The following is a 21,947-nucleotide window of genomic DNA, read 5'->3' on the forward strand; positions in this document are numbered from 1 at the left end:
GAACGGATGTGGCGGATTCAATTCGCCGAGATCTTCACGATCCCGCCGCGCCGCAGGATGTACAGCGCGTTGTCGGCACCCACCAGCATGTCGACCGGGTCGCCGTCGAGCTTCGCGAACGCATACGCGGCATTGCCGTTCGCCAGGTCGACGCGGCCGACGACATGCGTCACGTAGTCGGCGAAGAAGTAGCTGCCGCGGTACATCGCCGGGAAGTTGCCATTGGCGGGGTAGAAGGCGCCGCCCGCGATGCACTGGCCGACGAAGAAACCGCCAGCGCCGTTGCCCTCCGGATTGGTCGCACCGTGCTTGTAGGTGAACAGCGGACCGGTGATGCCGGCGGTCACGCGCTCGTTGCCCTCGGAACCCGGCCAGCCATAGTTCGCGCCGGCGGTGCCGACGTCGATCTCTTCCCACGTGACCTCACCCACGTCGTTGATGTGGATGCGGCCGTCGCTCGGGCGCACCGCGAACGTGAACGGGTTGCGCAGGCCGTAGGCCCACACCGCGCCGAAGTCCGCGCCGTTGCTCGCCGCGAAGAACGGGTTGTCGGTCGGGATCGTGCCGTCGTCGTTCAGGCGCAGCAGCTTGCCCCACAGCATCGTCTTGTCCTGCGCCGGCGAGCCGCGCGCGTTGTCGCCGACCCCAACGTACAGCTTGCGGTCGTTGCCGAAGTGCATCGCACCGCCGTTGTGGTTGGTCGCGCTCGACAGCGCCGGCAGGTTGAAGATGACCGTCGGATTGCCGGGGGCCGCGACGTCGCCGGCAGCCGTGTAGCGCGTGATGCGGTTGTGCGTGCCGTTCTGCGTGGTCGTGTGGTAGACGTAGACCCAGCCGTTGGTCGCGAAATCAGGGTGCAGCGCGACGCCGATCAGCCCGCGCTCGCCCTGCGAGTCGACCGTCAGCGACACGAAGGGCTGGGCCTGCAGCACGCCGTTCTTGACGACGCGCAGCGTGCCGCCCTGCTCGGCGACGAACAGGCGGCCGTCCGGCGCCTGCGCGAATGCGGTCGCGTTGCTCAGGCCGTCGACCCAGGATTCGTTCTTCGTGAAGCCCGCTGGCAGCGCGACCGTGCCGCCGAACTTGACGGTGACGGCGGTCCAGTCGGAGCGGTTGCCGGCGGCGTCACGCGAGCGCGCACGGATCACGTGCTGGCCACTCGCGTGGTTGGCCGTCACGACGCTCGCGGCGAACGGCGCCGTCGTGTCTTCGGCACCGAGCGCCGCGCCGTCGAACTGGAACTCGACGCCGGCGACACCGACGTTGTCGGTCGCGGTGGCGGTGATGTTCAGCGTGCCGGTCAAGTTGGGCGCGAGGTTGGCCGGCGCGGTGATCGCGATGGTCGGCGCCTGCGTGTCAGGGCCTTGCGGCGTCGCGACGGTCACGACCACCGCGGTGCTGGTGGTCGCCGCGCCGATGTTGTCGGTGGCACGCGCGGTCAGCGAATGGGCGCCGGCCGTGGCGGGCGTCCACGAGAAGGCGAACGGAGTCGCCGTGTCCGAGTTCAGCAGCGTGCCGCCGTCGAAGAAATCGACCTTCGCGACCGTGCCGTCCGGGTCGGCCGCGGTGGCCGTGAGCGTCATCGCGGTGCCGACCGTGCCGGTGGCCGCGGCCGCGAGCGTGATCGTCGGCGGCTGGTTCGTCACCGGCCCGAGGTCGGTGAAAGTCGCGGTGTAGGTGGTGTCGGCGGCCGGCGTCGCGATGGTGTGCTTCGCAACACCGCCGTCGCTCCAGGTGGCGAAGCCATAGCTGCGCCCATTCAGCGTCTGCGTGGCTGCTTCAATGTCGCGCTCCATGCCGACCACGCCGGTGAAGGTGTTCGGTCCGGTCACGGGCTGGCCGTCGATCGTCAGCTGCAGGCCGGACGGCACGGTCACGAGCGTGACCTGCGCCTTGCGCGGCTGGATGTCGCGCGTGACCTCGTTGACGTTGCCGGCCGAATCGGTGGCCTTCAGGTGGAATCGATACCAGATGTTCGACGAGGTCTCGCCGTGCACCGGGATCGTCACGGTACCGCTCGCGCCGGGGGTCTGCAGCTGGAACGGATGGTTGTGGGCGTCGTGGTGCAGGTCGGCCCACCAGGTGAGCGAGCCGGCGGGCAAGGTGCCGTCTTCCGGGTCGGTCGCGCTGCCGGTGAAGGTGAGGGTGTCGCCGGCCGCGAAGGTCGTGCCTTCGGTGGGGCTGTCGATGCGCGCGGTCGGTGAGTTGCCGACCGGCGCCGGCGGGTTGGGCGGGCTGTCGCCGCCACTGCCGCCGCCGCAGGCAACGAGCAGCAGGCTGCAGGTCAGCGCGGCCAGCCGGGCCGTGTTCAGGAAGGGTGAAGAAAGTGGGGCCATGGAATCCTCGGGTCGCGTGTGGGCGCGTGTGTGCTTGGCGCACAGCATGGGGCGATGTCCCTGCGCCGGTGTGTGTCGCCGCCGCAAGGAATGTCGCGCATTGTGTCGCTGCTTCGCGCCCGATGCGAGCGTGGGGGCGAGCCATCGAAAACCGGTATCGATGGCGCGCCGATGTATCGCGAATAGGCTCAGATCGGCGCGATGCGCACGATGTTGTTGCGCGTCAGCACCAGCAGTGCCCCGTCGGTGGCCACGCGCATGTCGACCGGTTCGCCGACCGTCTTCGCGAACGCATAGACGGCGTTGCCGTTCGCGAGGTCGACGCGGCTGATCTCGTGCGTCGTGAAATCGGCGAAGAAGTAATTGCCCTGGAAGCGCGCCGGGAAGAGGGCCGCGAAGCCGCCGCCCACCGGATAGAACGCGCCGCCGGCGATGCACCGGCCGATGATGAAGCCACCGACGGCGCTGCCCGGCGGCGTGGCGGCCGTGTGGCGGTAGCTGAACAGCGGGGCGGTGACGCCGGCGGTGATGTTGTCGGGCCCCTCGGAGTTCGGCCAGCCGTAGTTGGCGCCGGCGGCGCCGACGTCGATCTCCTCCCAGGTGTTCTGGCCGACGTCGTTGATGTGGATGCGGCCGTCGCTCGGGCGGACCGCGAAGGTGAACGGGTTGCGCAAGCCGATCGCCCACACCGCGCGGGCGTTGCCGGTGTTGGTCGCGTAGTACGGGTTGTCGGTCGGGATGGTGGCGTCGTCGTTCAGGCGCAGCAGCTTGCCGAACAGGCTGTTGCGGTCCTGCGCCGGCGCGCCGAGCCCGTTGTCGCCGACGCCCACGTACAGCTTGCCGTCGGGGCCGAAATGCATCGCGCCGCCGTTGTGCATGGTCGTGGTGAGCGTCGGCAGGCCGAACAGCGCGGTCGGCGGGCCGGCGGCCACGTCGCCGTTCGCGGTGAAGCGGCTGATGCGGTTGTGCGTGCCGCCCTCGGAGGTGGTGTAGTACACGTACACCCAGCCGTTGGTCGCGAAGTTCGGGTGCAGCGTGATGCCGACCAGCCCGCGCTCGCCGCCCGAGACGACGTTGGGCAGTGTCGCGAACGGTGTCGGCAGCAGCACGCCGTTCTTGATCACGCGCACGGTGCCCGCCTGCTCGGTGACGAAGATGCGGCCGTCGATCGCCTGCGCGAAGGCCGTCGCGCCGGTCAGTCCGCCGACCAGGGCCGTCTTCGCGAAGCCTTCGGGCACCTGCACGTCGTTGCCGAACTGCACGGTGCGCGTGACCCACGCGGAGCGATTGTTCGAGGTGTCGCGTGCGCGGGCGCGGATCACGTGCTGCCCGGTGGTGAGGCGGGTCGTCGTGATGCTGGTCATGTACGGCGGGTTGGTGTCGTCGGAACCCCAGAGCGCGCCGTCGATCTGGAACTCGACGCCGGCGATGCCGACGTCGTCGCTCGCGTCGGCCGTGATGTCGATGCGGCCGGTCAGGTTGGCGGCCAGGTTGGCCGGGGTGTTCAGCACCAGCGTCGGTGGCTGCGTGTCGGCGGCGGTGACGTCTGCCACCTGGGGTCCTTCGGTCGCCGCGCCCGCGCCGGCCGTGGCGTCGCTGCGCGCGTCACTGGCAGGTGGGGGCGCGTCGCCTCCTCCGCCGCAGCCTGCGAGCAGCAATCCGCTGCCAAGGACCATCCATCCGATCGCCGATCGCCAATTCGCCATGACAGTCTCCCCGTGAGTGGTGCGACCGGAGGGCAAACGGCGTTCCCGGCCGGAGACCCCGCTGTCGCGGGGGCGACAAGCCGGCTGCGGGTTGACGCCGTAGGCCTTGCCGGTGCGGCGCGGTATACCTTGCCGGTCTCCAGGAGAGGTCTGCCGTGAACCCGTTGCCCGAAGTTCCACCGCGTCCGCACCACACGATCTGGCCGCGCCGCCTGCCGCGCGCGCTGGCGATACCGTCGACCACGCTGTGGTTCAACCTCGAGGTCACCGCGCAGCGCTTTCCGGACAAGCCGGCCTACCTGTTCTTCGGCCGGGCGCTCGATTTCCGCACGCTGCATGCGCAGGCCGAGCAGGTGGCCGGCTGGCTGCAGCAGGCCGGCGTGCGGGCCGGCGACCGGGTCGCGCTGTACCTGCAGAACTGCCCGCAGTACGCGGCGGCGTACTACGGCATCCTGCGTGCCAACGCCGTCGTCGTGCCGGTCAACCCGATGAACAAGGCCGAGGAGTTCAGTCACTACATCACCGACCCCGAGGCGCGCGTCGCGATCTGCAGCGCCGACCTGACCGGCTTCGTCGCGCAGGCCAACGCCAGGCTGCCCGAGGCGCAGCGGCTGCGCCAGGTGCTGGTGCTGCGCTATGCCGATGCGCTGCCCGACGCGATCGACGCCGACATCGCCCCGCCGCCGGCGATGGAGGCCTGGCTGCGCGCCGATCCGCCGCTGCCCGAGGGCACGTCGGAGCGCTACACCCGCTGGGCCGATGCGCTCGCGCAGCGCCACGCGCCCGGCCCGCACACCGCGCAGCCGGACGACCTGGCCTTGCTGCCTTACACCTCGGGCACCACCGGGCTGCCGAAGGGCTGCATGCACACGCACCGCACGCTGATGTCGAACACGGTGGGCGGCTGCTGGGGCAATGCCGGCGCCGAGACGGTGAGCCTGGCCGTGGTGCCGATGTTCCACATCACCGGCATGGTCTATGGCGTGCTCGGGCCGGTCTGGAACGGCAGCACGACGGTGCTGATGCCGCGCTGGGATCGCGAGCTGGCCGGGCGGTTGATCTCGCGCCACCGGCCGACGCACTGGACCTGCATCCCGACGATGATCATCGACCTGTTCGGCAGCCCCAACTACAAGAGTTTCGACCTGTCGAGCCTGCGCTACCTGAGCGGCGGCGGCGCGGCGATGCCGCAGGCGGTGGCCGAGCGGCTGCAGGCGGAGTTCGGGCTGACCTTCGCCGAGGGCTACGGGCTGACCGAGACCGCGGCGCCTAGCCATGCCAACCCGCCGGAGCGCGCCAAGCTGCAGTGCCTGGGCATCCCGATCTTCGGCGTCGACTCGCGGGTGGTGGACCCGGTCACGCTGCAGGAGATGCCGGTCGGCGAAGTGGGCGAGATCGTCACCTGCGGGCCGATGGTGTTCCAAGGCTACTGGCGGCATCCGGAGGCGACGCGGGCCGCCTTCATCGAGATCGAGGGCCGGCGTTTCTTTCGCACCGGCGACCTGGGGCGCATGGACGACGAGGGCTATTTCTTCATCACCGACCGGCTGAAGCGGATGATCAACGCGAGCGGTTTCAAGGTGTGGCCGGCCGAGGTCGAGGCGCTGCTGTACAAGCACCCGGCGGTGCAGGAGGCCTGCGTGATCGCCGCGCGCGACGCCTACCGCGGCGAGACGGTGAAGGCGGTGGTGGTGCTGCGCAGCGAGGCGCGCGGCGTGACGAGCGAGCAGGACATCGTCGACTGGGCGCGCGACCACATGGCGGCCTACAAGGCGCCGCGGCTGGTGAGCTTTGCCGAGAGCCTGCCGAAATCGGGTGCCGGCAAGGTGCTGTGGCGCGTGCTGCAGGAGCAGGAATCGCCGTAGACCGGATGGGCCTCCGGGCCACGAACCATGCTTTTTTTGCGCGGGTATCCGGGCTTTCCAGCAGGCCAGGGGTATTGCTCCGCCCCTAACATTCGCCCTGATCTTAAAAATCGAACGGTCGTGCTGAATCTGCGCGGCGTTCCCCCCTCGGCCTCGGCTGGATTCATTACTGGGAAGCAGGAGACACGGATGCATCAATGGAAACGCAATGTCGTCGCGCTGGGCGCGGTGGCACTGGTGGCAGCTTGCGGCGGCGGCGGAAGCGACACGACGACCAAGGTCAACATCACCTCGGTGAAGGTGATCGGCGACAGCCTGGCCGACTCGGGCACCTTCGGCTTCAAGGCCACGGTGCAGACGACGGTGGCCTCGGACGCGCTGGTGTACCCGGAGCGCGTCGCGCTGAGCTACGGCATCACGTCGATGTGCAACTACTACACCCCGACGGGTGCCACCACCTTCACGCCGAACACCGCGAAGACCGGCTGCACCAACTACGCGATCGCCGGCAGCCGCATCAACAACCCGACTGCGCCGACCTCGCAGCTGTCGGTGATCCAGCAGATGACGGACGCCACCGCGACGGCCAACATCGGTGCCAGCGAACTGGCGCTGATCGACGGCGGCGGCAATGACGCGGCCGACCTGGTGGGCGCCTACCTGCGCACGAGCACCGATGGCGGTGCCACCTTCAAGGGCCTGCTGAAGACCGTGCTGGTCAACGACACGGCGGCCATCGATGCCGCCGCCCCGACAGCCTTCCCGGTGCTGGGCGGCCAGTACATGGCGGCGCTGGCGACGAAGTTCTCCACCGCGATCGACACCAGCATCCTGGGCAAGGGCGCGAACTACGTCGCCATCCTGAACATGCCCGGCGTCACCAACACGCCGCGCTTCCAGGCCGTGCTCGATCGGATCGCCCTTGGCAATGGCGGCGGCACGGCAGGCGCCGCAGCTCGCGCCGCCTCCGAGGGCATGTTCAAGCAATGGATCGAGGCGTTCAACGGCGCACTCGCCACGCACTACGCCGGCAACGGCAAGGTCGTCGTGGTCGACTTCTACACCTCGTTCAATGAAGAGGTGGCGATTCCGGCGCAGTACAGCCTGAGCAACGTCAAGACGCCGGTGTGCCCGGCGGATGCGACGCCCGGTGCCGACGGCCTGCCGACCTACACCTTCCCCGCCTGCACCGAGGCCTACCTGCAGGCCCATCCGCCCACCGGCGTGACCGACACGAACTGGTGGAAGAGCTACGCCTTCGCCGACGGCTTCCACCCGACGCCGTTCGCCCACCAGCTGCTGGGCCAGCTGATCGCGCGGAGCCTGGCCACCAAGGGCTGGCTGTAAACCCGGATGCACGAAGGAACAACAACCATGAACAAGACATTCAAGTGCATCGCGCTGGCCGGTTGCGTGGCCAGCCTGTTCGCCGGCGGCACCGCCAGCGCGCAATCCGCCGGCTCGTGGCTGGTGCGTGCCGGTGCGGTGCAGATCTCGCCGAAGGTCGACAGCGGCGACCTGAGCTCGCCGGCCTTCCCGGGCACCAAGGCCGACGTCGACTCGAGCACCCAGTTCGGCGGCGGCCTCACCTACATGTGGACCGACAACTTCGCGATCGACCTGCCGCTGTCGATGCCGTTCAAGCACGACATCAACGGTGACGGTGCGATCGCCGGCGTCGGCAAGATCGGCGAGACCAAGGCGCTGCCGATCACGCTGATGGGCCAGTACCGCTTCCTGGAGGCGAGCTCGCCGTTCCGCCCGTACGTCGGCGCCGGCATCACCTACGCGAAGTTCTACAAGGAAAAGGGCACCGCGACGCTGACCGGCCTGACCGGCGGCTCGGCCAGCAATCCCACCACCTTGAAGGTCGATTCGAAGTTTGCCCCGACGATCCAGATCGGCGCGAGCTACAGCTTCAACGAGCACTGGTTCGTCGACGCGACCGTGCTGAAGACTTTCCTGAAGACGACCACGACCTTGTCGACAGGGCAGACGCTCGACATCAAGCTGGACCCGCTGACCACGGCGGTGTTCGTCGGCTACCGCTTCTGATCGAGGCGTTCGTCGGGTAAGGCCCTGCCGCGATCAAGCGGCAGGGCCTTCTTGCTTTTGTCCCCTGAGTGGAACCGTCTCGACGCGGCTGGCACTCATTGCCATGCTGAGCAACGCGACAATCCCGGCCGCCCCGAATTCGATGGGTGCAGCCCCATGGCCGATCCCGAGACATTCGGGACCTGCACCCTTCTTGCGGATCCACGGCCCCGACCGCAAAGTGCGACGCCGCGCCAAGCGGGCGTCAGATCGCATGCAGCAGCAGAAGCGCAATGCGCGCGATGCCGTCTCGGTCGTGCGCGCCTGGTGGACGTGGCTGAACGACGTTGTGGCCCTCGGCAACGACGCGCTGTACCCCTCGTGGAACGTGCTGCCTGGCGCGCAGGCTCAACCCCAGGAGGAGGTCTGTGATGTGGACGGCGATTGCGACGCCAGCATGCCGGCGCACACGAGCATCGATGAACTGCGTCGCTTCATCCGCAGCGCCTTCACGCTGGTCGAGAGCGAGGCCCTTCAGCAGCGGCCCGATCGATCCCTCGACGGTGTCGTGCTGCTGATCGCCGATCCCGATCACTACGGTGCCGAAGTCCAGGCGCAGATCGACCGGTTGGTCGACCATGTGTTCCGCGCCGACGACCTCTTGTTCGTCGAGTTTCCCGATGGCGAGCTGGACCAGAACCTGGGACTGTGCCGAGGCATCCCGCGCCGGCAGGACCGACACCAGGGCGGCTGCGTCGGGATCGACAGCGACAAGCTTCGAGCTCGACCGCTGGCGATCCGCGAAAAATTGGATGCTGCGATCGTGAAGCGGCTTGGTCGGCTGCTCGAACTGTGGAAGCAGCCGCCCCTTCCGGATGGGCTGGGGTCGACCGCGCTGATCGATCTGCGCCGCCGACTGGATGTCGAGGCCCAAAAAAAAGCGAACAAGCCGATGCTGGAGCGCGACGCCCCCTACCAGGCGCTGCTGCAGCAGGAACTCAGCCTCTCGGCTGACTACACCGCTTCGCTCAAGGACGTGCGTGACAAGCGCTCGATCAGCATGGCGCGTCGGATCGCGTCACAGGTCCGCAAGGATGCGGAGGCGTCGGCCGATCCCCGCCACGCCTACATCGCATCCGTCGGCGCCAGTCACATCGACAAGATGGAGGCCGAGTTGAAGCGCAAGAACATCGACCACGTCCTCGTCCTGTGCCACGTCGACTCGGACGTGAAGAACGAGGTCTGCAGCGCTAGGCCGCAAGTTTGAACACCGCCACCGTGTTCACCAGGTCCTGCGCCTGAGCCTTCAGGCTCTCGGCCGCGGCGGCGCCTTGCTCGACCATCGCGGCGTTCTGCTGCGTCGTCGTGTCCATCTGGGTCACGGCCTCGCCGATCTGCGACACGCCGGTGCTCTGCTCGCTGCTCGCGGTGCTGATCTCGCCGACGATGTCGGTGACGCGGCGGATCGAGTTCACCACGTCCTGCATCGTCGTGCCCGCACGGTCGACCAGCAGCGTGCCCTGCTCGACGCGCTCGACGCTGGTCGAGATCAGCGCCTTGATCTCCTTGGCCGCGTCGGCGCTGCGCTGCGCGAGCGTTCGCACCTCGCCAGCCACCACCGCGAAACCGCGGCCCTGTTCGCCGGCCCGCGCGGCTTCCACCGCGGCGTTCAGCGCCAGGATGTTGGTCTGGAACGCGATGCCGTCGATCACGCCGATGATGTCGACGATCTTCTTCGAGCTGTCGTTGATGCCCTTCATCGTGTCGACCACCTGGCCGACCACGTCGCCGCCCTGCACCGCGACCTCGCAGGCGCTCTGCGCCAGCACGTTGGCCTGGCGGGCGTTGTCGGCGTTCATGCGCACCGTGCTCGACAGCTGGTCCATCGCCGCGGCGGTTTCCTGGAGCGCGCTCGCCTGTTCTTCGGTGCGCCCGCTCAGGTCGTTGTTGGCATGCGAGATCTCGGCCGACGCGGTGGCCACGCCCTCGGCATTGCGCCGCACGTCGCTCACCAGCTCGGACAAGCGGTTGCGCATGCGGCCGAGCGCCCCCAGCAGCTGCGCGCATTCGTCACGCCCTTCGGCGTGGATGGGTCGGGACAGGTCGCCCTCGGCGATCGCCTCGGCCGAACCGACCGCCTGGTGCAGCGGGCCCGTCATCGAGCGCGTCGCGAGCACGGCCAGCAGCAGGCCGGCCAGCACCGCGAACACCGCGCCGCCGGCCAGGATGCGCTGGCCGCTCAGCGCCACCGCCAGCGTCTGCGCCTGGCTCGCGGCCAGGTGCTCGTCCATGTAGGCATCGATCGCGACCAGCCCCTTCAGGTACTCCTGCGCGAGCGGCTGCAGCTCCTTGTCGACCTGCGCGCCGACGTCCTCGCCGGCCTGCTTGCGCTTGAACAGCGCGACGCGCGAGACGCGGTAGCTCTCGCGGCGCGTGGCGACGTCGGCCATCAGCTGCTTGCCGGTCTCATCCTGCACCAGCTCGTCGAGCTTCTTCTGCATCTCGCTGATCGCGGCGGAGGTGCTGTCCATGTCGCGCTTCAGCGTGTCGATGTAGGTGGCATCGCTCGCCTTCAGCGACGCTGCCGTGCGCACCCAGTTCAGGTTGATGTGGGCCGCCCAGCGCGCCGCCAGCGCATGGCGCTGCATCTCGGTGGTCGCCAGCGCCTGGCTGGCCGTCTTCAGCGTCTCGAGGCGCCACACGCCGATCGTCGACACGAGCGCGGTGATCGCGAGAATCAGCCCGAAGGCCATGCCCAGCCGCTGGCCGAGTTTGAGGTGGTTGAGCTTCATCGGAGCGCTTTCTGTCAGTTGAACAACGAGGCCTTGCAGCGCCTGATCCATCGTAAAAAACTGACGAAGGTACCAATCCGGCGAATAGATGCTTTTTCTGCCATCAGTTCCGGCCGCAGGCCAAAACATGTAGGACAGCGGCGACAACCGGTGGCGCTGCGCGACTACAGCGGCTCGCGCCGTCGGCCCGCTTGGGAAAGCCGGCCGGCTCCTTACCGTGGAGGCCTTGAATCACTCACCAGAAAAAGGAGCACCACATGACGCTCGGAACCATCTTGTTGATCGTCCTGATCCTGATCCTGGTCGGCGCGTTGCCGACCTGGCCGCACAGCCGCAGCTGGGGCTATGGCCCGAGCGGCGGGCTCGGGCTGGTGGTGATCATCCTGATCGTCTTGCTGTTGATGGGACGAATCTAGAGCCGGTTAGAAGCGCGACCCGGGCTGCTGCAGGAACAACGCCTCCTCGGGAGAGGAGGCGCGCCCAAGGATCGGGTTGCGGTGCGGAAAACGCCCGAAGCGCGCGATGACCTCGCGGTGCTTGTGCGCATAGTCCAGCATGCCTTGCAGCGCCGGCGCTTCCTGGGCGAGGCGGGTGAAGCGGGCCACCGCTTCGTCCTGGCAGGCGAGGTCTTCGGCATGCTCGAACGGCATGTAGACGAAGGCGCGTCGCAGCGGGGGCAGGCTGGCATCGAGCCCGGCGGCGCACAGCGCGCGGGCGGCATCGAGCGCCAGTGCATCTCCGGCAAACGAGCGCTCGCGGTCGCGGAACACGTTGCGGGTGAACTGGTCGAGCAGCAGGATGCGCGCGAGCGCGGCCTCGGCCGGTGCCTCCCACCCGGCCAGGCCGCCGGCGAGCGCCTCGTCGATCAGCAGCCCGAAGCGCTCGGCGATCTCCTGGTCGGTCTGCGCGCTCTTCGTGAACCACAGCGCGCGGATCTCGCCGGGCTCCGGCCCGAACCACCAGTCCAGCAGCTCGGCTGCGCGCGGGTCCATCGTCTTCAGCGACCCGGTCTCAACGACCCAACTGCTGCCACAGGTAGCTGTACTCCAGCGCCTGCAGGTGTGCGCGCTGCTCGTTGTCGGCCGCGCCGCCGTGGCCACCCTCGATGTTCTCGTAGTACAGCAGCTCGTGCCCCTGCGACAGCATCAGCGCCGCCATCTTGCGGGCATGGGCCGGGTGCACCCGGTCGTCGCGCGTCGACGTGGTGAACAGCACCTTCGGGTACTTCACGCCCTTGCGCACGTTCTGGTAGGGGCTGTACTTCGAGATGAAGGCCCATTCGGCCGGGTCGTCGGGGTTGCCGTACTCGGCCATCCACGAGGCGCCGGCCAGCAGCGTGTGGAAGCGCCGCATGTCGAGCAGCGGCACCTGGCAGACCACCGCGTTGAACAGGTCGGGGCGCTGCGTGAAGGTGGCGCCCACCAGCAGGCCGCCGTTGCTGCCGCCCATGATGCCGAGGTGGCGCGGCGCGGTGATCTTCTGCGCGACCAGGTCTTCGGCGACCGCGATGAAGTCGTCGTAACTGTGCTGCTTGTTCGCCTTGACGGCGCTCTGGTGCCAGGCCGGGCCGTACTCGCCGCCGCCGCGGATGTTGGCCACCACCAGCACGCCGCCGCGCTGGTACCACGCGCGGCCGAAGCTGCCCGAATACCAAGGCTTCAGCGAGATCTCGAAGCCGCCGTAGCCGTACAGCAGCGTCGGGTTGCTGCCGTCAGGCTTGGCGCCTTGCGGCCACACGACGAAGTAGGGCACGCGCGTGCCGTCCTTCGAGGTCGCGAAGCGCTGCTCGGCGCGCATGCCCTTCGAATCGAACAGGCCGTTGCGCGACTTCAGCAGCTCGCGCTGGTCGTTCGCGGTGCTCGCGAGGTACAGCGAATCGGGTGTCAGGAAATCGGTGTAGGTCAGCAGGTAGCGCTCGGCCAGCGGGTCGGTCTTCAGCAGCGGGTCGTGCAGGCTGCTGATGCCCAGCGCGCCGGGGAAGGGCGCGGCGATCTCGCGCCGCGTGAAGCCGGCGGCGTCCTTGTGCCACTGCTCCAGCTTGCCCGCCACGTTGTCGAGCACGTTCAGCAGCACGTGGTCGCGCGTGGTGGTGTAGCCCGACAGCGAGCGCGTCGGCGTCGGCGTGAACAGCGCGCGCAGCTTGCGCTCGCCGCGCAGGTACGCGGCCGCGTCGCCGTACAGCAGCGAGCCACTGGGGAAGGTGTCGGCGCCGGCCTGGAAATCGCTGCGCAGGTGCAGCAGCAGGGTGTCGCGCAAGAAGCCGACCGACGCGTCGTCCGGCACATCGAGCTTGACGAGCTTGTCGCCGCTCAGCAGGAACTGGTGGCTGTTGTAGAAGTCGAGCGCGCGGCTGAAGACGATGCGCTCGAAGCCCGGCGTGCGGTCGACGCTGACGCTGACCGCCACGTCCTTGGCCTCGCCTTCGAACACCGTCACGGCCTCGGCCAGCGGCGTGCCGCGCTTCCAGCGCTTGATGACGCGCGGGTAGCCCGAATCGGTCAGCGAGCCGGGCCCGAAATCGGTGCCGACGTAGATCGTGTCCGCGTCCAGCCAGTCGATATCGGACTTGGCTTCGGGCAGCGTGAAGCCGTCCTTGACGAACTGCTTCGTGACGGCGTCGAACTCGCGCACCACCTTCGCATCGGCACCGCCGCGCGACAGCGAGACCAGGCAGCGGCGGTAGTCGGGCCCGAGCACGCTGGCGCCGCCCCAGACCCAGTTCTCCTTCTCGGATGCGCCGAGCGCGTCGAGGTCGATCACCGTCTCCCAGCCCGGCTCGGCCTTGCGGTACTCGGCCAGCGTGGTGCGCCGCCACAGGCCGCGCTTGTGGTGCTCGTCCTGCCACAGGTTGTAGAGCCAGTCGCCGCGGCGCGACACGGCCGGGATGCGGTCCTTCGCGTTCAGCACCTCGAGCAGCTGGCTGCGCGTGGGCGCGAACTCGGGCCGTGCGGTCAGCTCTTTCTGCGAGGCGGCGTTGCGCTCGCGCACCCAGGCGAGGGCGCGTTCGCCCTGCACGTCTTCGAGCCAGGTGAACGGATCGGCGGGGGTGCCGGTGGTGGATGGCGCGGTGGATGAAGCGGCGGACGCAGCGGAGGCGGGGGGTTGCGACATGGCAGGCGTGGCGGTCAGGCTCAGCAGAGGGGTGGCAACGGCGCCGACGGTGCCTGCGAGCAGGCGGCGGCGGGAAGCGGAGACGTTGGTCAAGCTCAGGCCCTCAGGAACGCGGTTTCGGGATGGCGCTCCATGTAGACGCGCACGTACGAGCACAGCGGCTCGATCTTCAGGTTCTCGGTCATCGCGTGGTCGAACGCGGCCTCGACCAGTTCGGCCGCGATGCCGCGGCCCTGCAGCGCGGGCGGCACCTCGGTGTGCGTCATCTGCAGCACGCTGCCGGCCAGCCGGTAGTCGGCCACGCACAGCAGGCCCTCGACGGTGGCTTCGAAGCGCTGCTGCGCCGGGTTGTGGGTGACGAGCACGGGATTGCTCATGGCCTGTTCTCCAACGACGGTGTTCAACGGCTGAAAGACCAGCCGGAGTCTGCCAGCACCGGGCCGGTTTTTTGAACGGTTTGTGTGCAGCCCCGGGTTTCTCAGGGTTCCGGGGTGAGCCGCTGCGGCGTGACCTCGATGCTGCGCGTGCCGTCGCCGACCCAGACCGTGCCGTCCTGCACCGTCACCTGCAGCTGCATCGTGCGCTGCGCGAGTGCTGCCAGCGCCTGGCTCTGCTCGGCCGGCACCTGCCAGACGGCGAGGTTGCGCGCGCGGGTGACCTTGGTCGCGATGCCGCCCCACCAGATCGGCGTGCTGTGGCTGAAGCTGTACACCACCACGCGCTCGGCGCGCGGGCTGGCCTTCATCAGGCGCTTGTCGTCGGGCTGCCCGACCTCGAGCCACTGCATGATCTGGCCGGTCAGGTCCTTCTGCCACAGGTCGGGCTCGTCGGTGTCCCACAGGCTCTTGGCGAATTCGAGCGCGCCGTTGTCGTTGTCGGCCGGCACGTTCAGCGCGAACGCGAGCAGCCGCATCATCATCCGCTCGTCGGTCTCCGACGGGTGGCGCGCGATCGTCACGCCGTGGTCGCCATAGACATTGCGGTCCATGTCGGCCAGCTGCAGCGTGGCCTTGTAGATGGTGGCTTTCAATGCCATGGCGGGAGGGAGTCCGGAAAAGCAAAAGGGGCCTGGATTAGACCAGACCCCTTTCAGAAGGAAGATTCGCAGCGAAGCGTGGAACGGCTTACCAGCGGTCGGAGCGCATCAGCGGTTCCCACTGGCCGTCACGGCGGCGGTACACCGTGATCGCGCCATAGGCCTGCTCGCCGTCGGCGGTGAAGCGCATCGAGCTGGTCACCGGCGACACCGGGTCGATCGTGTGCAGCTTTTCGCGCAGCTTGACCGAATCGACGCTGTCCGCACGGCGCATCGCATCGGCGATCACGTACATCGCGTCATAGGCGTAGTGGGCGCCCCACACCGGGTCGGCCTTGAAGACGGTCTGGAACTTCTTCAGGAAGGTCGGGCCGGCCGCGAACTCGCGCGGCTCCAGCGCGCTCGAGGTGACGTACAGCGTGGTCACGTCGTTCGGCGACTTGGCCAGCTTCTCGGTCTTCGAGGAGTTGGTCGACAGCACCGGCACGCCCGACAGGCCGGCGGCCTTCATCTGCTCGAACAGCGGCAGCAGCTGGTTGTCGCGCAGCACGGCCACCAGCACGTCGGGCGGGGTGGCCTTCAGCTTGGCGACGAAGGCCGCGAAGTCGGTGGTCTTGTTGTTGACCGACTCGTTCAGCGTGACCTTCTTCTTCAGCTTGCCGAGCGCCTCGCTCACGTCCTTGCTCATCGGGCGGCCGAAGGCGGTGTCTTCGAAGACGATCGCGACGTTGGTCGCGTTCAGGCTCTCGGCGATGTAGCCGCCGATCGCCTTGGCCTGCAGGCCGTCATTGGCCACCAGGCGGAAGGTGTTGCCGTCGCCCAGCTTGGCCAGTTCGACCGCCGACGAGGTGAACAGCTGCGGGATGTTGGCGCTCTTGTAGATCGGGATCGTGACCTCGGAGATGTCCGAGCTCAGGTGGCCGATCACCGCGGTGACCTTCTGGTCGACCAGCTCCTGCGCGACCTTCTTGGCCGTTTCCTTGTCGGCCTTGTCGTCGACGGCGACGACCTCGATCTTCACGACCTTGCCGGCGACCTTGAAACCCGAGGCATTCAGCTCGTCGGCCGCCATCTTGACGCCGTTCAGCAGGTCCTGGCCGCGCGCGGCCGACGGACCGGACAGCGGTTGTGCCACGCCGATCTTGATGGTGGGCGGGATGCTCGGTCCGCAGGCCGCCAGCAGGGCGAGAGAGGCGGCAGCCACGACCGATGACAGCCGGGCGGGACGGAAAATGCGCATGCGGGGTTCTCCAGAGTGTGAACGAACGTCATCGAACGGTGCGACGACGTAGACGAAGCAGTGACAAGTTGTCTCAGTAGAAATGTATCTGCATCAGTGCCCCCCGCGGGGCAGGTACTCACTGCCAAATCGCCGCAGGGGTGACAATTCGCACATCGCCGCCCATTCAAATTCGTGAAATGACACAGAAGAAGTTCGACCTGGCCAAGAACCTGGCCCTGAAGCTCAACAACCAGCTGAAGGCGGGCGGGGTGCCCGGCCGCTTCGGCCAGGAGGCCACGGCCCCGGTCGACAAGCGCGAGCAGCGCCGCCGCGACGCCGCCGCCGGGCTGGTGCCGTTCGCCTGCAAGCTGCCGTCGGAGCTGGCGCAGCAGCTGAGCGAGCGGGCGGTGGCGCACGAAGGCGGCATGACCGGGCTGCTGGTGGAGCTGCTGGGCAAGGCGCTGAAGAAGAAATAGATTGCCCGGCTTGCAATAGGGGCGGCCCTCCAGGCGTACACAGGGGATCCTCACACCCACGGAGACCCAGATGATGAAGACCAAGACCCTCGTTCCGCTGCTCGGCGCACTCGTGCTGGCCGCCTGCTCGTCGATGTCGTCGATGATGGGCGGCCCGGCACCTGCCAAGACCGCCGATGGCGCGCTGGTCGGCAGCGCCAACAGCATGACGCTCTACACCTTCGACCGCGACACGGCCGGCACCGGCAAGAGCGTCTGCAACGGCCCGTGCGCGACCAACTGGCCGCCGCTGATGGCCGACGATGCCGCGAAGGCGAACGGCGACTGGAGCGTCGTGACCCGCGACGACGGCAAGAAGCAGTGGGCCTTCAAGGGCAAGCCGCTGTACTTCTGGGCCAAGGACGCGAAGCCGGGCGACAAGACCGGCGACGGGTTCAACGGCGTGTGGCACACCGCCACGCCTTGAGCGTCCGCAGGTCTCAGGCGTAGACGGTCACGACCTGGTAGCCCAGCGCTGCCAGGTCGCCGCTCGGAGACCACAGCTTCGACACCTGGTTCACGTAGCCGCCGGCCGCCGCGAGCGCCTCGGTGTCGATGCGCCACCAGCCGTCGGCCGGCAGCTCGTGCGCGACCGGGCGCAGCTCCAGCTCCCACGACACCGAACTGGCCGGCACCGGGCGCTTGAAGCGGCTGAGCGCCGGCGTCGGCGGGGCGTCGGCCAGCAGCACGGTCAGCAGTTCCAGCGGCAGCGGCTGCGGCTCGCCCTTGGTGCGCAGGTGGATGCGGCTGTGCCAGGTGTCGGTGCCGGTGAACGGCAGCCCGCCTTCGGCCCAGCGCATGTCCAGGTGCTGCATGAAATTCGGGGCGATGCCGGGAATGAACGGCAGCGCCGGCGTGTCGTCCGGACCGCGCCCGGCCGCCGGCATCGCCGGCGCCAGCCCAGGCAGCGTGGTTTCGCGCTCGCTGCCGAACACGCCCAGCAGCAGGGCTGCGGTCTCGCCGCCTTGCTGCACGTGCGCCTGGACTTGGCGAACGTTCCTGCCTTCGCGCAGCACCCGCACCGCCACCTGCACCGGGCCTTGCGCGACCGGGCCGATGAAGCTCGTCTGCAACGCGCGCAACTGCACGTCGGCCGGCCAGCCCGCGCCCGCGACGTCGCGCATCGCCTGCACCGCCAGCGTCGAGATCAGGCCGCCGAACGAGGTGCGGCCTTGCAGCCAGTCTTCGCTGACCTCGAAGCGCACCGCATCGCCATCGCGCGTGCGCGCCGCGAGCAACTGGGAGAGGGGAATGAAGTCGGCCATGGGAATCCTCACATCAATGAATCGCCGGCAGCTCGCGCCGCTCGGCATCGCTTCGGAAACCGAGTTCGATCAGCGCCATCACGTCGATCGCCTGCGCGGCCGGCACCGGGTTCGGCGCGCCGGCGGCGATCGCGTCGCGCACACCGGCGTAGTACGCCGGGTAGTCACCGCGCAGCAGCGGCTCGGCGCGGGTCTGCAGCGTTTCGCCGTCGGGGCCGAGCGTGTTGAGTGTGCTCAGCGTCGCCGCCTGCGTGTCGACGCCCCAGTCGGCGCCCGGCAGCGGGCGCTGGCCGGCCTTCAGCGCGTCTTCCTGTGCATCCAGCCCCCATTTGACGAAGCTGCCGCGCGTGCCGTGCGCGGCGAAGCGCGGGCCGGGCAGGGCGGTCAGCGCGCTGGCGCGCAGCGTCGCGCTCAAGCCGCCGGCGTAGACGAGGCGGGCATCGAAGGCGTCGTCGTTGACGGCCCCGTCGCGCTGCCGCGCCAGGTCGAGCCGCAGCGTTTGCGGCCAGCCGAACAGCTGCAGGGCCTGGTCGAGCAGGTGCGGGCCGAGGTCGAACCAGAGGCCGCCGCCGACCGGCGACTGCTCGCGCCAGCGCTGCCGCACCAGCGGGCGGAAGCGGTCGAAGCGCGACTCGAGTTCGACGACGCGCCCCAGCTCGCCGCGCGCCAGCAGCGCGCGCAGCGTCAGGAAATCGCCATCCCAGCGCCGGTTGTGGAACACCGACAGCACGCGCCGGTGCTCGCGCGCCACGGCGTCCAGCTGCTGCGCCTGCGCGAGCGTCACGGTGAAGGGCTTGTCGACCACCACGTGCTTGCCGGCCTGCAGCGCGGCGAGCGCCAGCGGGTGGTGGCTGTCGTTCGGGCTCGCGATGACGACCAGGTCGACGTCGTCGCGCGCGCACAGCCGCAGCGGATCGGCCTCGACCGGCAGCCCCGGCCAGTCGCGCGCCACCTTGGCCGCGTCGCTGCTCGCGAAGGCGGCCAGCCGCAGCCCGGGGACGCTGGCGATCAGCGGCGCATGGAAGGTCTGGCCGGCGAAGCCGTAGCCGACCAGGCCGACACGCAGGGCGGTGGTGGAGGAATGGGGCACGAGAGGAGGCATGAGGGCGATGTTTCGAATGAATGTCCGAGGAGTGTGGCGGCGCACTGTAACGGAGCCGGCCGCGCGGCAATGGCATGATGCGCGCCGCACTTTCAGAAGGATGCCCTGCCCATGAGTTTCGCTCCCCGCTTCGCTGCCGCCCATTGGCTGCTCGCCGCCTGCATCGCCGGCCTGGCCGCCATGCCCGCCCTTGCGGCCGACAAGCCGAAGAAGGAATCGACGCTGGGCAAGGCCAAGCCCGGCGCGCCCTTTCTGAGCAAGGAACAGCTGCGCGCCTGCCTGGCGCAGAACGACCGCGTGAAGGCGCAGCTTGCCGAGACGCTGCCGCTGCAGGCCCCGCTGAAGAAGGAAGGCGACGACCTCGCCGCCGCCGGCGACGCGCTGAAGGCCGACCGTGCCGCGATCGACACCACCGACGAGGCGGCCGTGAAGGCCTTCAACGAGCGCCTGGCCGCCCGCGACAAGGCCGTCGAGGCCTACAAGGCCCGCAGCGCCGAGTACAACACCAAGGTCGAGGCGCTGCAGGCCGACAAGGCGTCGTACATCGCCAATTGCGATGGCCGTCGCTATTTCGAGGATGAGGAATTGCAGATCAAGGCCGGCAAGTAACGCGCGGCCTGCCTCCTAGAATCGGCGGCTTCTTCCCTGACCGAGAGAAGCCGCCATGACCGTTGCCACAAGCAGTCGCCAGAACAACCCGTTGCTGCAGCCCTGGGAGGCCCCGCACGGGCTCCCGCCGTTCGACACCGCCCGCCCCGAGCATTTCGCCGAGGCCTTCGAGGTGGCGCTCACCGAGCAGCGTGCCGAGATCGACGCGATCGGCGCGCAGCTTGCCGCCCCGAGCTTCGACAACACGCTGGCGGCCTTCGACCGCAGCGGCCGGTTGCTCGCGCGGCTGGAGGGCCTGTTCCACAACCTCACCTCCAGCGAGACCTCGCCGGCGCTGCAGGCGGTGGAGCGACAGCTCGCACCCCGCATGGCGGCGCACGGCAACGCGATCTACATGCATGCGGCGCTGTTCCAGCGCATCGACACGCTGCACGCGCAGCGCGGGTCGCTCGGCCTGACCGCCGAGCAGCGCCGCCTGCTGGAGCGCGTGCACCTCGAGTTCGTGCGCGCCGGCGCCAAGCTGCAGGGCGCGGCGCGCGAGCGCTACGGCGCGGTGATGGAGCGCCTGGCCGAGCTGACGACGCAGTTCGGGCAGAACGTGCTGGCCGACGAATCGGCCTTCCGCCTCGAATTGCGCGGCGAGCGCGACCTGGCCGGCCTGCCGGAGTTCGTGCGCGCCGCCGCGCGCCAGGCCGGTGCCGATCGCGGCATCGACGCCGCGGTGATCACGCTGTCGCGTTCGCACATCGTGCCCTTCCTGACCTTCTCCGAGCGCCGCGATTTGCGCGAGCAGGCCTGGCGCGCGTGGGTGTCGCGCGGCGAGCACGACGGCGCGCACGACAACCGGCCGGTGGCGCGCGAGATCCTGCAGCTGCGGGCCGAGCAGGCCCGTTTGCACGGCCATGCGAGCTATGCCGACTACGCGCTGGGCGACACGATGGCCGGCTCGCAGGCCGCGGTGAACCGGCTGCTGCAGCAGGTGTGGGTGCCGGCGAAGGCGCGTGTGGCCGAGGAGCGCGAGGCGCTGAAGGCGCTGCTGCTGACGCTGCCGCAATCGCAGCGCCCCGCCGCGGGTGAATCGCAGGAGATCGAGGCCTGGGATTGGCGCTGCTACGCCGAGAAGGTGCGCCAGGCGCGCTACGACCTCGACGAGGCGGCGGTCAAGCCGTACTTCCCGCTCGACCGCATGGTCGAGGCGGCGTTCGACTGTGCGCAGCGCCTGTTCGGCCTGCGCTTCAAGGTGCGCGACGACATCCGCGCGTACCACCCCGACGTGAAGGTCTACGAGGTGAGCGGCAGCGACGGCGCGCTGGTCGGCATCTTCCTGCACGACAACTTCGCGCGGCCGAGCAAGCGCAGCGGCGCGTGGATGGGCTCGTACCGGCAGCAGACGCGCAATGTGATCGGTGGCGGCGATGTGCTGCCGATCGTCGTCAACAACAACAACTTCGCGAAGGGCTCGCCGGGCGCGCCGACGCTGCTGAGTTTCGACGATGCGGCGACGCTGTTCCACGAGTTCGGGCACGGCCTGCACGGGCTGCTGTCGAGCGTGACCTACGAGCGCCTGTCGGGCACCAATGTGCTGCGCGATTTCGTCGAGCTGCCGTCGCAGATCTTCGAGCACTGGCTGGCCGAGCCGGAGGTGCTGAAGCGCCATGCGCGGCACGTCGAGACCGGCGAGCCGATCCCGGATGCGCTGGTCGAGCGGCTGCAGGCGGCGCGCAAGTTCAACCAGGGCTACGAGACGGTGCGCTACACCGCGTCGGCGCTGGTCGACATGGCGGTGCATGCAGTAGGCGACCCCGAGGGCATCGACATCGTCGCGTTCGAGGCGGCCGAGCTGGAGCGCATCGGGCTGCCGCATGGCGTCGGGCTGAACCACCGGCTGCCGCATTTCCAGCACCTGTTCTCGAGCGCCAGCTATGCGGCCGGCTACTACGTGTACCTGTGGGCCGAGGTGCTCGACGCCGATGGTTATGACGCGTTCACCGAGGCGGGCAATCCGTTCGATGCGGCGGTCGCGAAGCGGCTGCGGGAGCATGTGTATTCGGTGGGCAACAGCCGCGAGCCGGGGGAGACGTATCGGGCGTTCCGGGGGCGCGATGCATCCGTGGAACCGATGCTGAGGGAGCGGGGGTTGTTGACGGGCGGTTGATCGTGTGCGGCAAAGGCGCGCGGGGGGAGGCCATGGCGCGCCGGACGGGGCGGTCTTCGCCCCTCTCGGGGCGAAGACTTCCCTCCGCTGACTGGTTTCATGGCCCGTCGCCGAAACTCCCGCCACTCACTTCGTTCGTTGTGGTCAAACAGTCGGCGACAGTCAGTTCACGAAGCGTGCTGCGCACGCGGGCCATGAA

Annotated in this window: 19 protein-coding genes; 9 read left to right on the forward strand and 10 right to left on the reverse strand. The window is 68.9% G+C overall.

Going from position 1 to position 21,947, the window contains the following annotated elements; all coding sequences use genetic code 11:
• Window positions 1–17: 17 nt before the first annotated feature.
• Window positions 18–2,336: a PQQ-dependent sugar dehydrogenase gene (locus BUE42_RS27565; RefSeq protein ID WP_143171800.1), complete on the reverse strand. Its 2,319-nt coding sequence runs from the start codon at window positions 2,334–2,336 to the stop codon at window positions 18–20.
• A 188-nt stretch (window positions 2,337–2,524) separates the two neighbouring features.
• Window positions 2,525–4,042: a PQQ-dependent sugar dehydrogenase gene (locus BUE42_RS27570; RefSeq protein ID WP_083614650.1), complete on the reverse strand. Its 1,518-nt coding sequence runs from the start codon at window positions 4,040–4,042 to the stop codon at window positions 2,525–2,527.
• Window positions 4,043–4,197: 155 nt separating this feature from the next.
• On the opposite strand from BUE42_RS27570, the gene BUE42_RS27575 reads away from it, so the two are divergent.
• The 4 genes from BUE42_RS27575 to BUE42_RS27590 all read left to right on the forward strand — a co-directional run bounded on the left by BUE42_RS27575 (window position 4,198) and on the right by BUE42_RS27590 (window position 9,208).
• Window positions 4,198–5,907, forward strand: coding sequence for a long-chain fatty acid--CoA ligase (locus tag BUE42_RS27575; RefSeq protein WP_369823009.1), 1,710 nt, complete (start codon window positions 4,198–4,200; stop codon window positions 5,905–5,907).
• 189 nt (window positions 5,908–6,096) lie between these two features.
• Window positions 6,097–7,254 (forward strand): SGNH/GDSL hydrolase family protein, encoded by a 1,158-nt coding sequence (locus tag BUE42_RS27580; protein ID WP_073468490.1) that lies wholly within the window; start codon window positions 6,097–6,099, stop codon window positions 7,252–7,254.
• Window positions 7,255–7,281: 27 nt separating this feature from the next.
• Complete coding sequence (locus BUE42_RS27585; protein WP_073468491.1) at window positions 7,282–7,962, forward strand: OmpW/AlkL family protein; 681 nt, start codon at window positions 7,282–7,284, stop codon at window positions 7,960–7,962.
• 253 nt (window positions 7,963–8,215) lie between these two features.
• Window positions 8,216–9,208 (forward strand): hypothetical protein, encoded by a 993-nt coding sequence (locus tag BUE42_RS27590; protein WP_073468492.1) that lies wholly within the window; start codon window positions 8,216–8,218, stop codon window positions 9,206–9,208.
• Here BUE42_RS27590 and BUE42_RS27595 read toward each other — a convergent pair.
• Window positions 9,192–10,733 carry a methyl-accepting chemotaxis protein gene (locus BUE42_RS27595; protein ID WP_073468493.1) on the reverse strand — a complete coding sequence of 514 codons (1,542 nt, stop codon included), beginning with the start codon at window positions 10,731–10,733 and terminating at the stop codon, window positions 9,192–9,194. The two genes, BUE42_RS27590 and BUE42_RS27595, sit on opposite strands and share 17 nt — an antisense overlap.
• A gap of 257 nt (window positions 10,734–10,990) precedes the next feature.
• Between BUE42_RS27595 and BUE42_RS27600 the strand changes: the two genes are divergently transcribed.
• The gene (locus tag BUE42_RS27600; protein ID WP_047587341.1) at window positions 10,991–11,149 is read left to right on the forward strand and encodes a DUF3309 family protein; all 159 of its coding nucleotides are present in this window, start codon (window positions 10,991–10,993) and stop codon (window positions 11,147–11,149) included.
• 6 nt (window positions 11,150–11,155) lie between these two features.
• On the opposite strand, the gene BUE42_RS27605 is transcribed toward BUE42_RS27600, so the two are convergent.
• From BUE42_RS27605 to BUE42_RS27625, 5 genes are all read right to left on the reverse strand, one after another.
• Entirely contained in the window at window positions 11,156–11,725 is a 570-nt protein-coding gene (locus BUE42_RS27605; RefSeq protein ID WP_073468494.1) for a DUF924 family protein, read from the reverse strand.
• A gap of 19 nt (window positions 11,726–11,744) precedes the next feature.
• Entirely contained in the window at window positions 11,745–13,844 is a 2,100-nt protein-coding gene (locus BUE42_RS27610) for a prolyl oligopeptidase family serine peptidase (RefSeq protein WP_073468508.1), read from the reverse strand.
• A 95-nt stretch (window positions 13,845–13,939) separates the two neighbouring features.
• Complete coding sequence (locus tag BUE42_RS27615) at window positions 13,940–14,221, reverse strand: GNAT family N-acetyltransferase (protein ID WP_073468495.1); 282 nt, start codon at window positions 14,219–14,221, stop codon at window positions 13,940–13,942.
• A 101-nt stretch (window positions 14,222–14,322) separates the two neighbouring features.
• Window positions 14,323–14,880, reverse strand: coding sequence for a YaeQ family protein (locus BUE42_RS27620; protein ID WP_073468496.1), 558 nt, complete (start codon window positions 14,878–14,880; stop codon window positions 14,323–14,325).
• 88 nt (window positions 14,881–14,968) lie between these two features.
• Complete coding sequence (locus BUE42_RS27625; protein WP_073468497.1) at window positions 14,969–16,120, reverse strand: branched-chain amino acid ABC transporter substrate-binding protein; 1,152 nt, start codon at window positions 16,118–16,120, stop codon at window positions 14,969–14,971.
• 179 nt (window positions 16,121–16,299) lie between these two features.
• Here BUE42_RS27625 and BUE42_RS27630 point away from each other — a divergent pair, with 179 nt between their 5' ends.
• Both BUE42_RS27630 and BUE42_RS27635 read left to right on the forward strand, forming a co-directional pair.
• Window positions 16,300–16,578 (forward strand): hypothetical protein, encoded by a 279-nt coding sequence (locus BUE42_RS27630; RefSeq protein WP_073468498.1) that lies wholly within the window; start codon window positions 16,300–16,302, stop codon window positions 16,576–16,578.
• A 73-nt stretch (window positions 16,579–16,651) separates the two neighbouring features.
• The gene (locus BUE42_RS27635) at window positions 16,652–17,044 is read left to right on the forward strand and encodes a COG4315 family predicted lipoprotein (RefSeq protein WP_369823011.1); all 393 of its coding nucleotides are present in this window, start codon (window positions 16,652–16,654) and stop codon (window positions 17,042–17,044) included.
• 13 nt (window positions 17,045–17,057) lie between these two features.
• Here BUE42_RS27635 and BUE42_RS27640 read toward each other — a convergent pair whose 3' ends face one another.
• Window positions 17,058–17,882: an acyl-CoA thioesterase gene (locus BUE42_RS27640; protein WP_073468500.1), complete on the reverse strand. Its 825-nt coding sequence runs from the start codon at window positions 17,880–17,882 to the stop codon at window positions 17,058–17,060.
• Window positions 17,883–17,895: 13 nt separating this feature from the next.
• Entirely contained in the window at window positions 17,896–18,972 is a 1,077-nt protein-coding gene (locus BUE42_RS27645; RefSeq protein WP_235002649.1) for an oxidoreductase, read from the reverse strand.
• Between the two features lie 123 nt (window positions 18,973–19,095).
• On the opposite strand from BUE42_RS27645, the gene BUE42_RS27650 reads away from it, so the two are divergent.
• Together BUE42_RS27650 and BUE42_RS27655 are read left to right on the forward strand one after the other, a co-directional pair.
• The gene (locus BUE42_RS27650) at window positions 19,096–19,593 is read left to right on the forward strand and encodes a hypothetical protein (protein ID WP_073468502.1); all 498 of its coding nucleotides are present in this window, start codon (window positions 19,096–19,098) and stop codon (window positions 19,591–19,593) included.
• Window positions 19,594–19,648: 55 nt separating this feature from the next.
• Window positions 19,649–21,748 (forward strand): M3 family metallopeptidase, encoded by a 2,100-nt coding sequence (locus tag BUE42_RS27655; RefSeq protein WP_073468503.1) that lies wholly within the window; start codon window positions 19,649–19,651, stop codon window positions 21,746–21,748.
• Window positions 21,749–21,947: the final 199 nt, after the last annotated feature.

It is taken from the genome of Rhizobacter sp. OV335 (genome assembly GCF_900142965.1).
Classification (GTDB): Bacteria; Pseudomonadota; Gammaproteobacteria; order Burkholderiales; family Burkholderiaceae_C; genus Rhizobacter.

Coding starts and splice junctions, on each gene's coding strand:
- BUE42_RS27650 (WP_073468502.1), top strand. CDS start 19,096: ATGAGTTTCGCTCCCCGCTTCGCTGCCGCCCATTGGCTGCTCGCCGCC.
- BUE42_RS27585 (WP_073468491.1), top strand. CDS start 7,282: ATGAACAAGACATTCAAGTGCATCGCGCTGGCCGGTTGCGTGGCCAGC.
- BUE42_RS27625 (WP_073468497.1), bottom strand. CDS start 16,120: ATGCGCATTTTCCGTCCCGCCCGGCTGTCATCGGTCGTGGCTGCCGCC.
- BUE42_RS27580 (WP_073468490.1), top strand. CDS start 6,097: ATGCATCAATGGAAACGCAATGTCGTCGCGCTGGGCGCGGTGGCACTG.
- BUE42_RS27570 (WP_083614650.1), bottom strand. CDS start 4,042: ATGGCGAATTGGCGATCGGCGATCGGATGGATGGTCCTTGGCAGCGGA.
- BUE42_RS27620 (WP_073468496.1), bottom strand. CDS start 14,880: ATGGCATTGAAAGCCACCATCTACAAGGCCACGCTGCAGCTGGCCGAC.
- BUE42_RS27610 (WP_073468508.1), bottom strand. CDS start 13,844: ATGTCGCAACCCCCCGCCTCCGCTGCGTCCGCCGCTTCATCCACCGCG.
- BUE42_RS27640 (WP_073468500.1), bottom strand. CDS start 17,882: ATGGCCGACTTCATTCCCCTCTCCCAGTTGCTCGCGGCGCGCACGCGC.
- BUE42_RS27595 (WP_073468493.1), bottom strand. CDS start 10,733: ATGAAGCTCAACCACCTCAAACTCGGCCAGCGGCTGGGCATGGCCTTC.
- BUE42_RS27635 (WP_369823011.1), top strand. CDS start 16,652: ATGAAGACCAAGACCCTCGTTCCGCTGCTCGGCGCACTCGTGCTGGCC.
- BUE42_RS27600 (WP_047587341.1), top strand. CDS start 10,991: ATGACGCTCGGAACCATCTTGTTGATCGTCCTGATCCTGATCCTGGTC.
- BUE42_RS27565 (WP_143171800.1), bottom strand. CDS start 2,336: ATGGCCCCACTTTCTTCACCCTTCCTGAACACGGCCCGGCTGGCCGCG.
- BUE42_RS27630 (WP_073468498.1), top strand. CDS start 16,300: ATGACACAGAAGAAGTTCGACCTGGCCAAGAACCTGGCCCTGAAGCTC.
- BUE42_RS27615 (WP_073468495.1), bottom strand. CDS start 14,221: ATGAGCAATCCCGTGCTCGTCACCCACAACCCGGCGCAGCAGCGCTTC.
- BUE42_RS27605 (WP_073468494.1), bottom strand. CDS start 11,725: ATGGACCCGCGCGCAGCCGAGCTGCTGGACTGGTGGTTCGGGCCGGAG.
- BUE42_RS27655 (WP_073468503.1), top strand. CDS start 19,649: ATGACCGTTGCCACAAGCAGTCGCCAGAACAACCCGTTGCTGCAGCCC.
- BUE42_RS27590 (WP_073468492.1), top strand. CDS start 8,216: ATGCAGCAGCAGAAGCGCAATGCGCGCGATGCCGTCTCGGTCGTGCGC.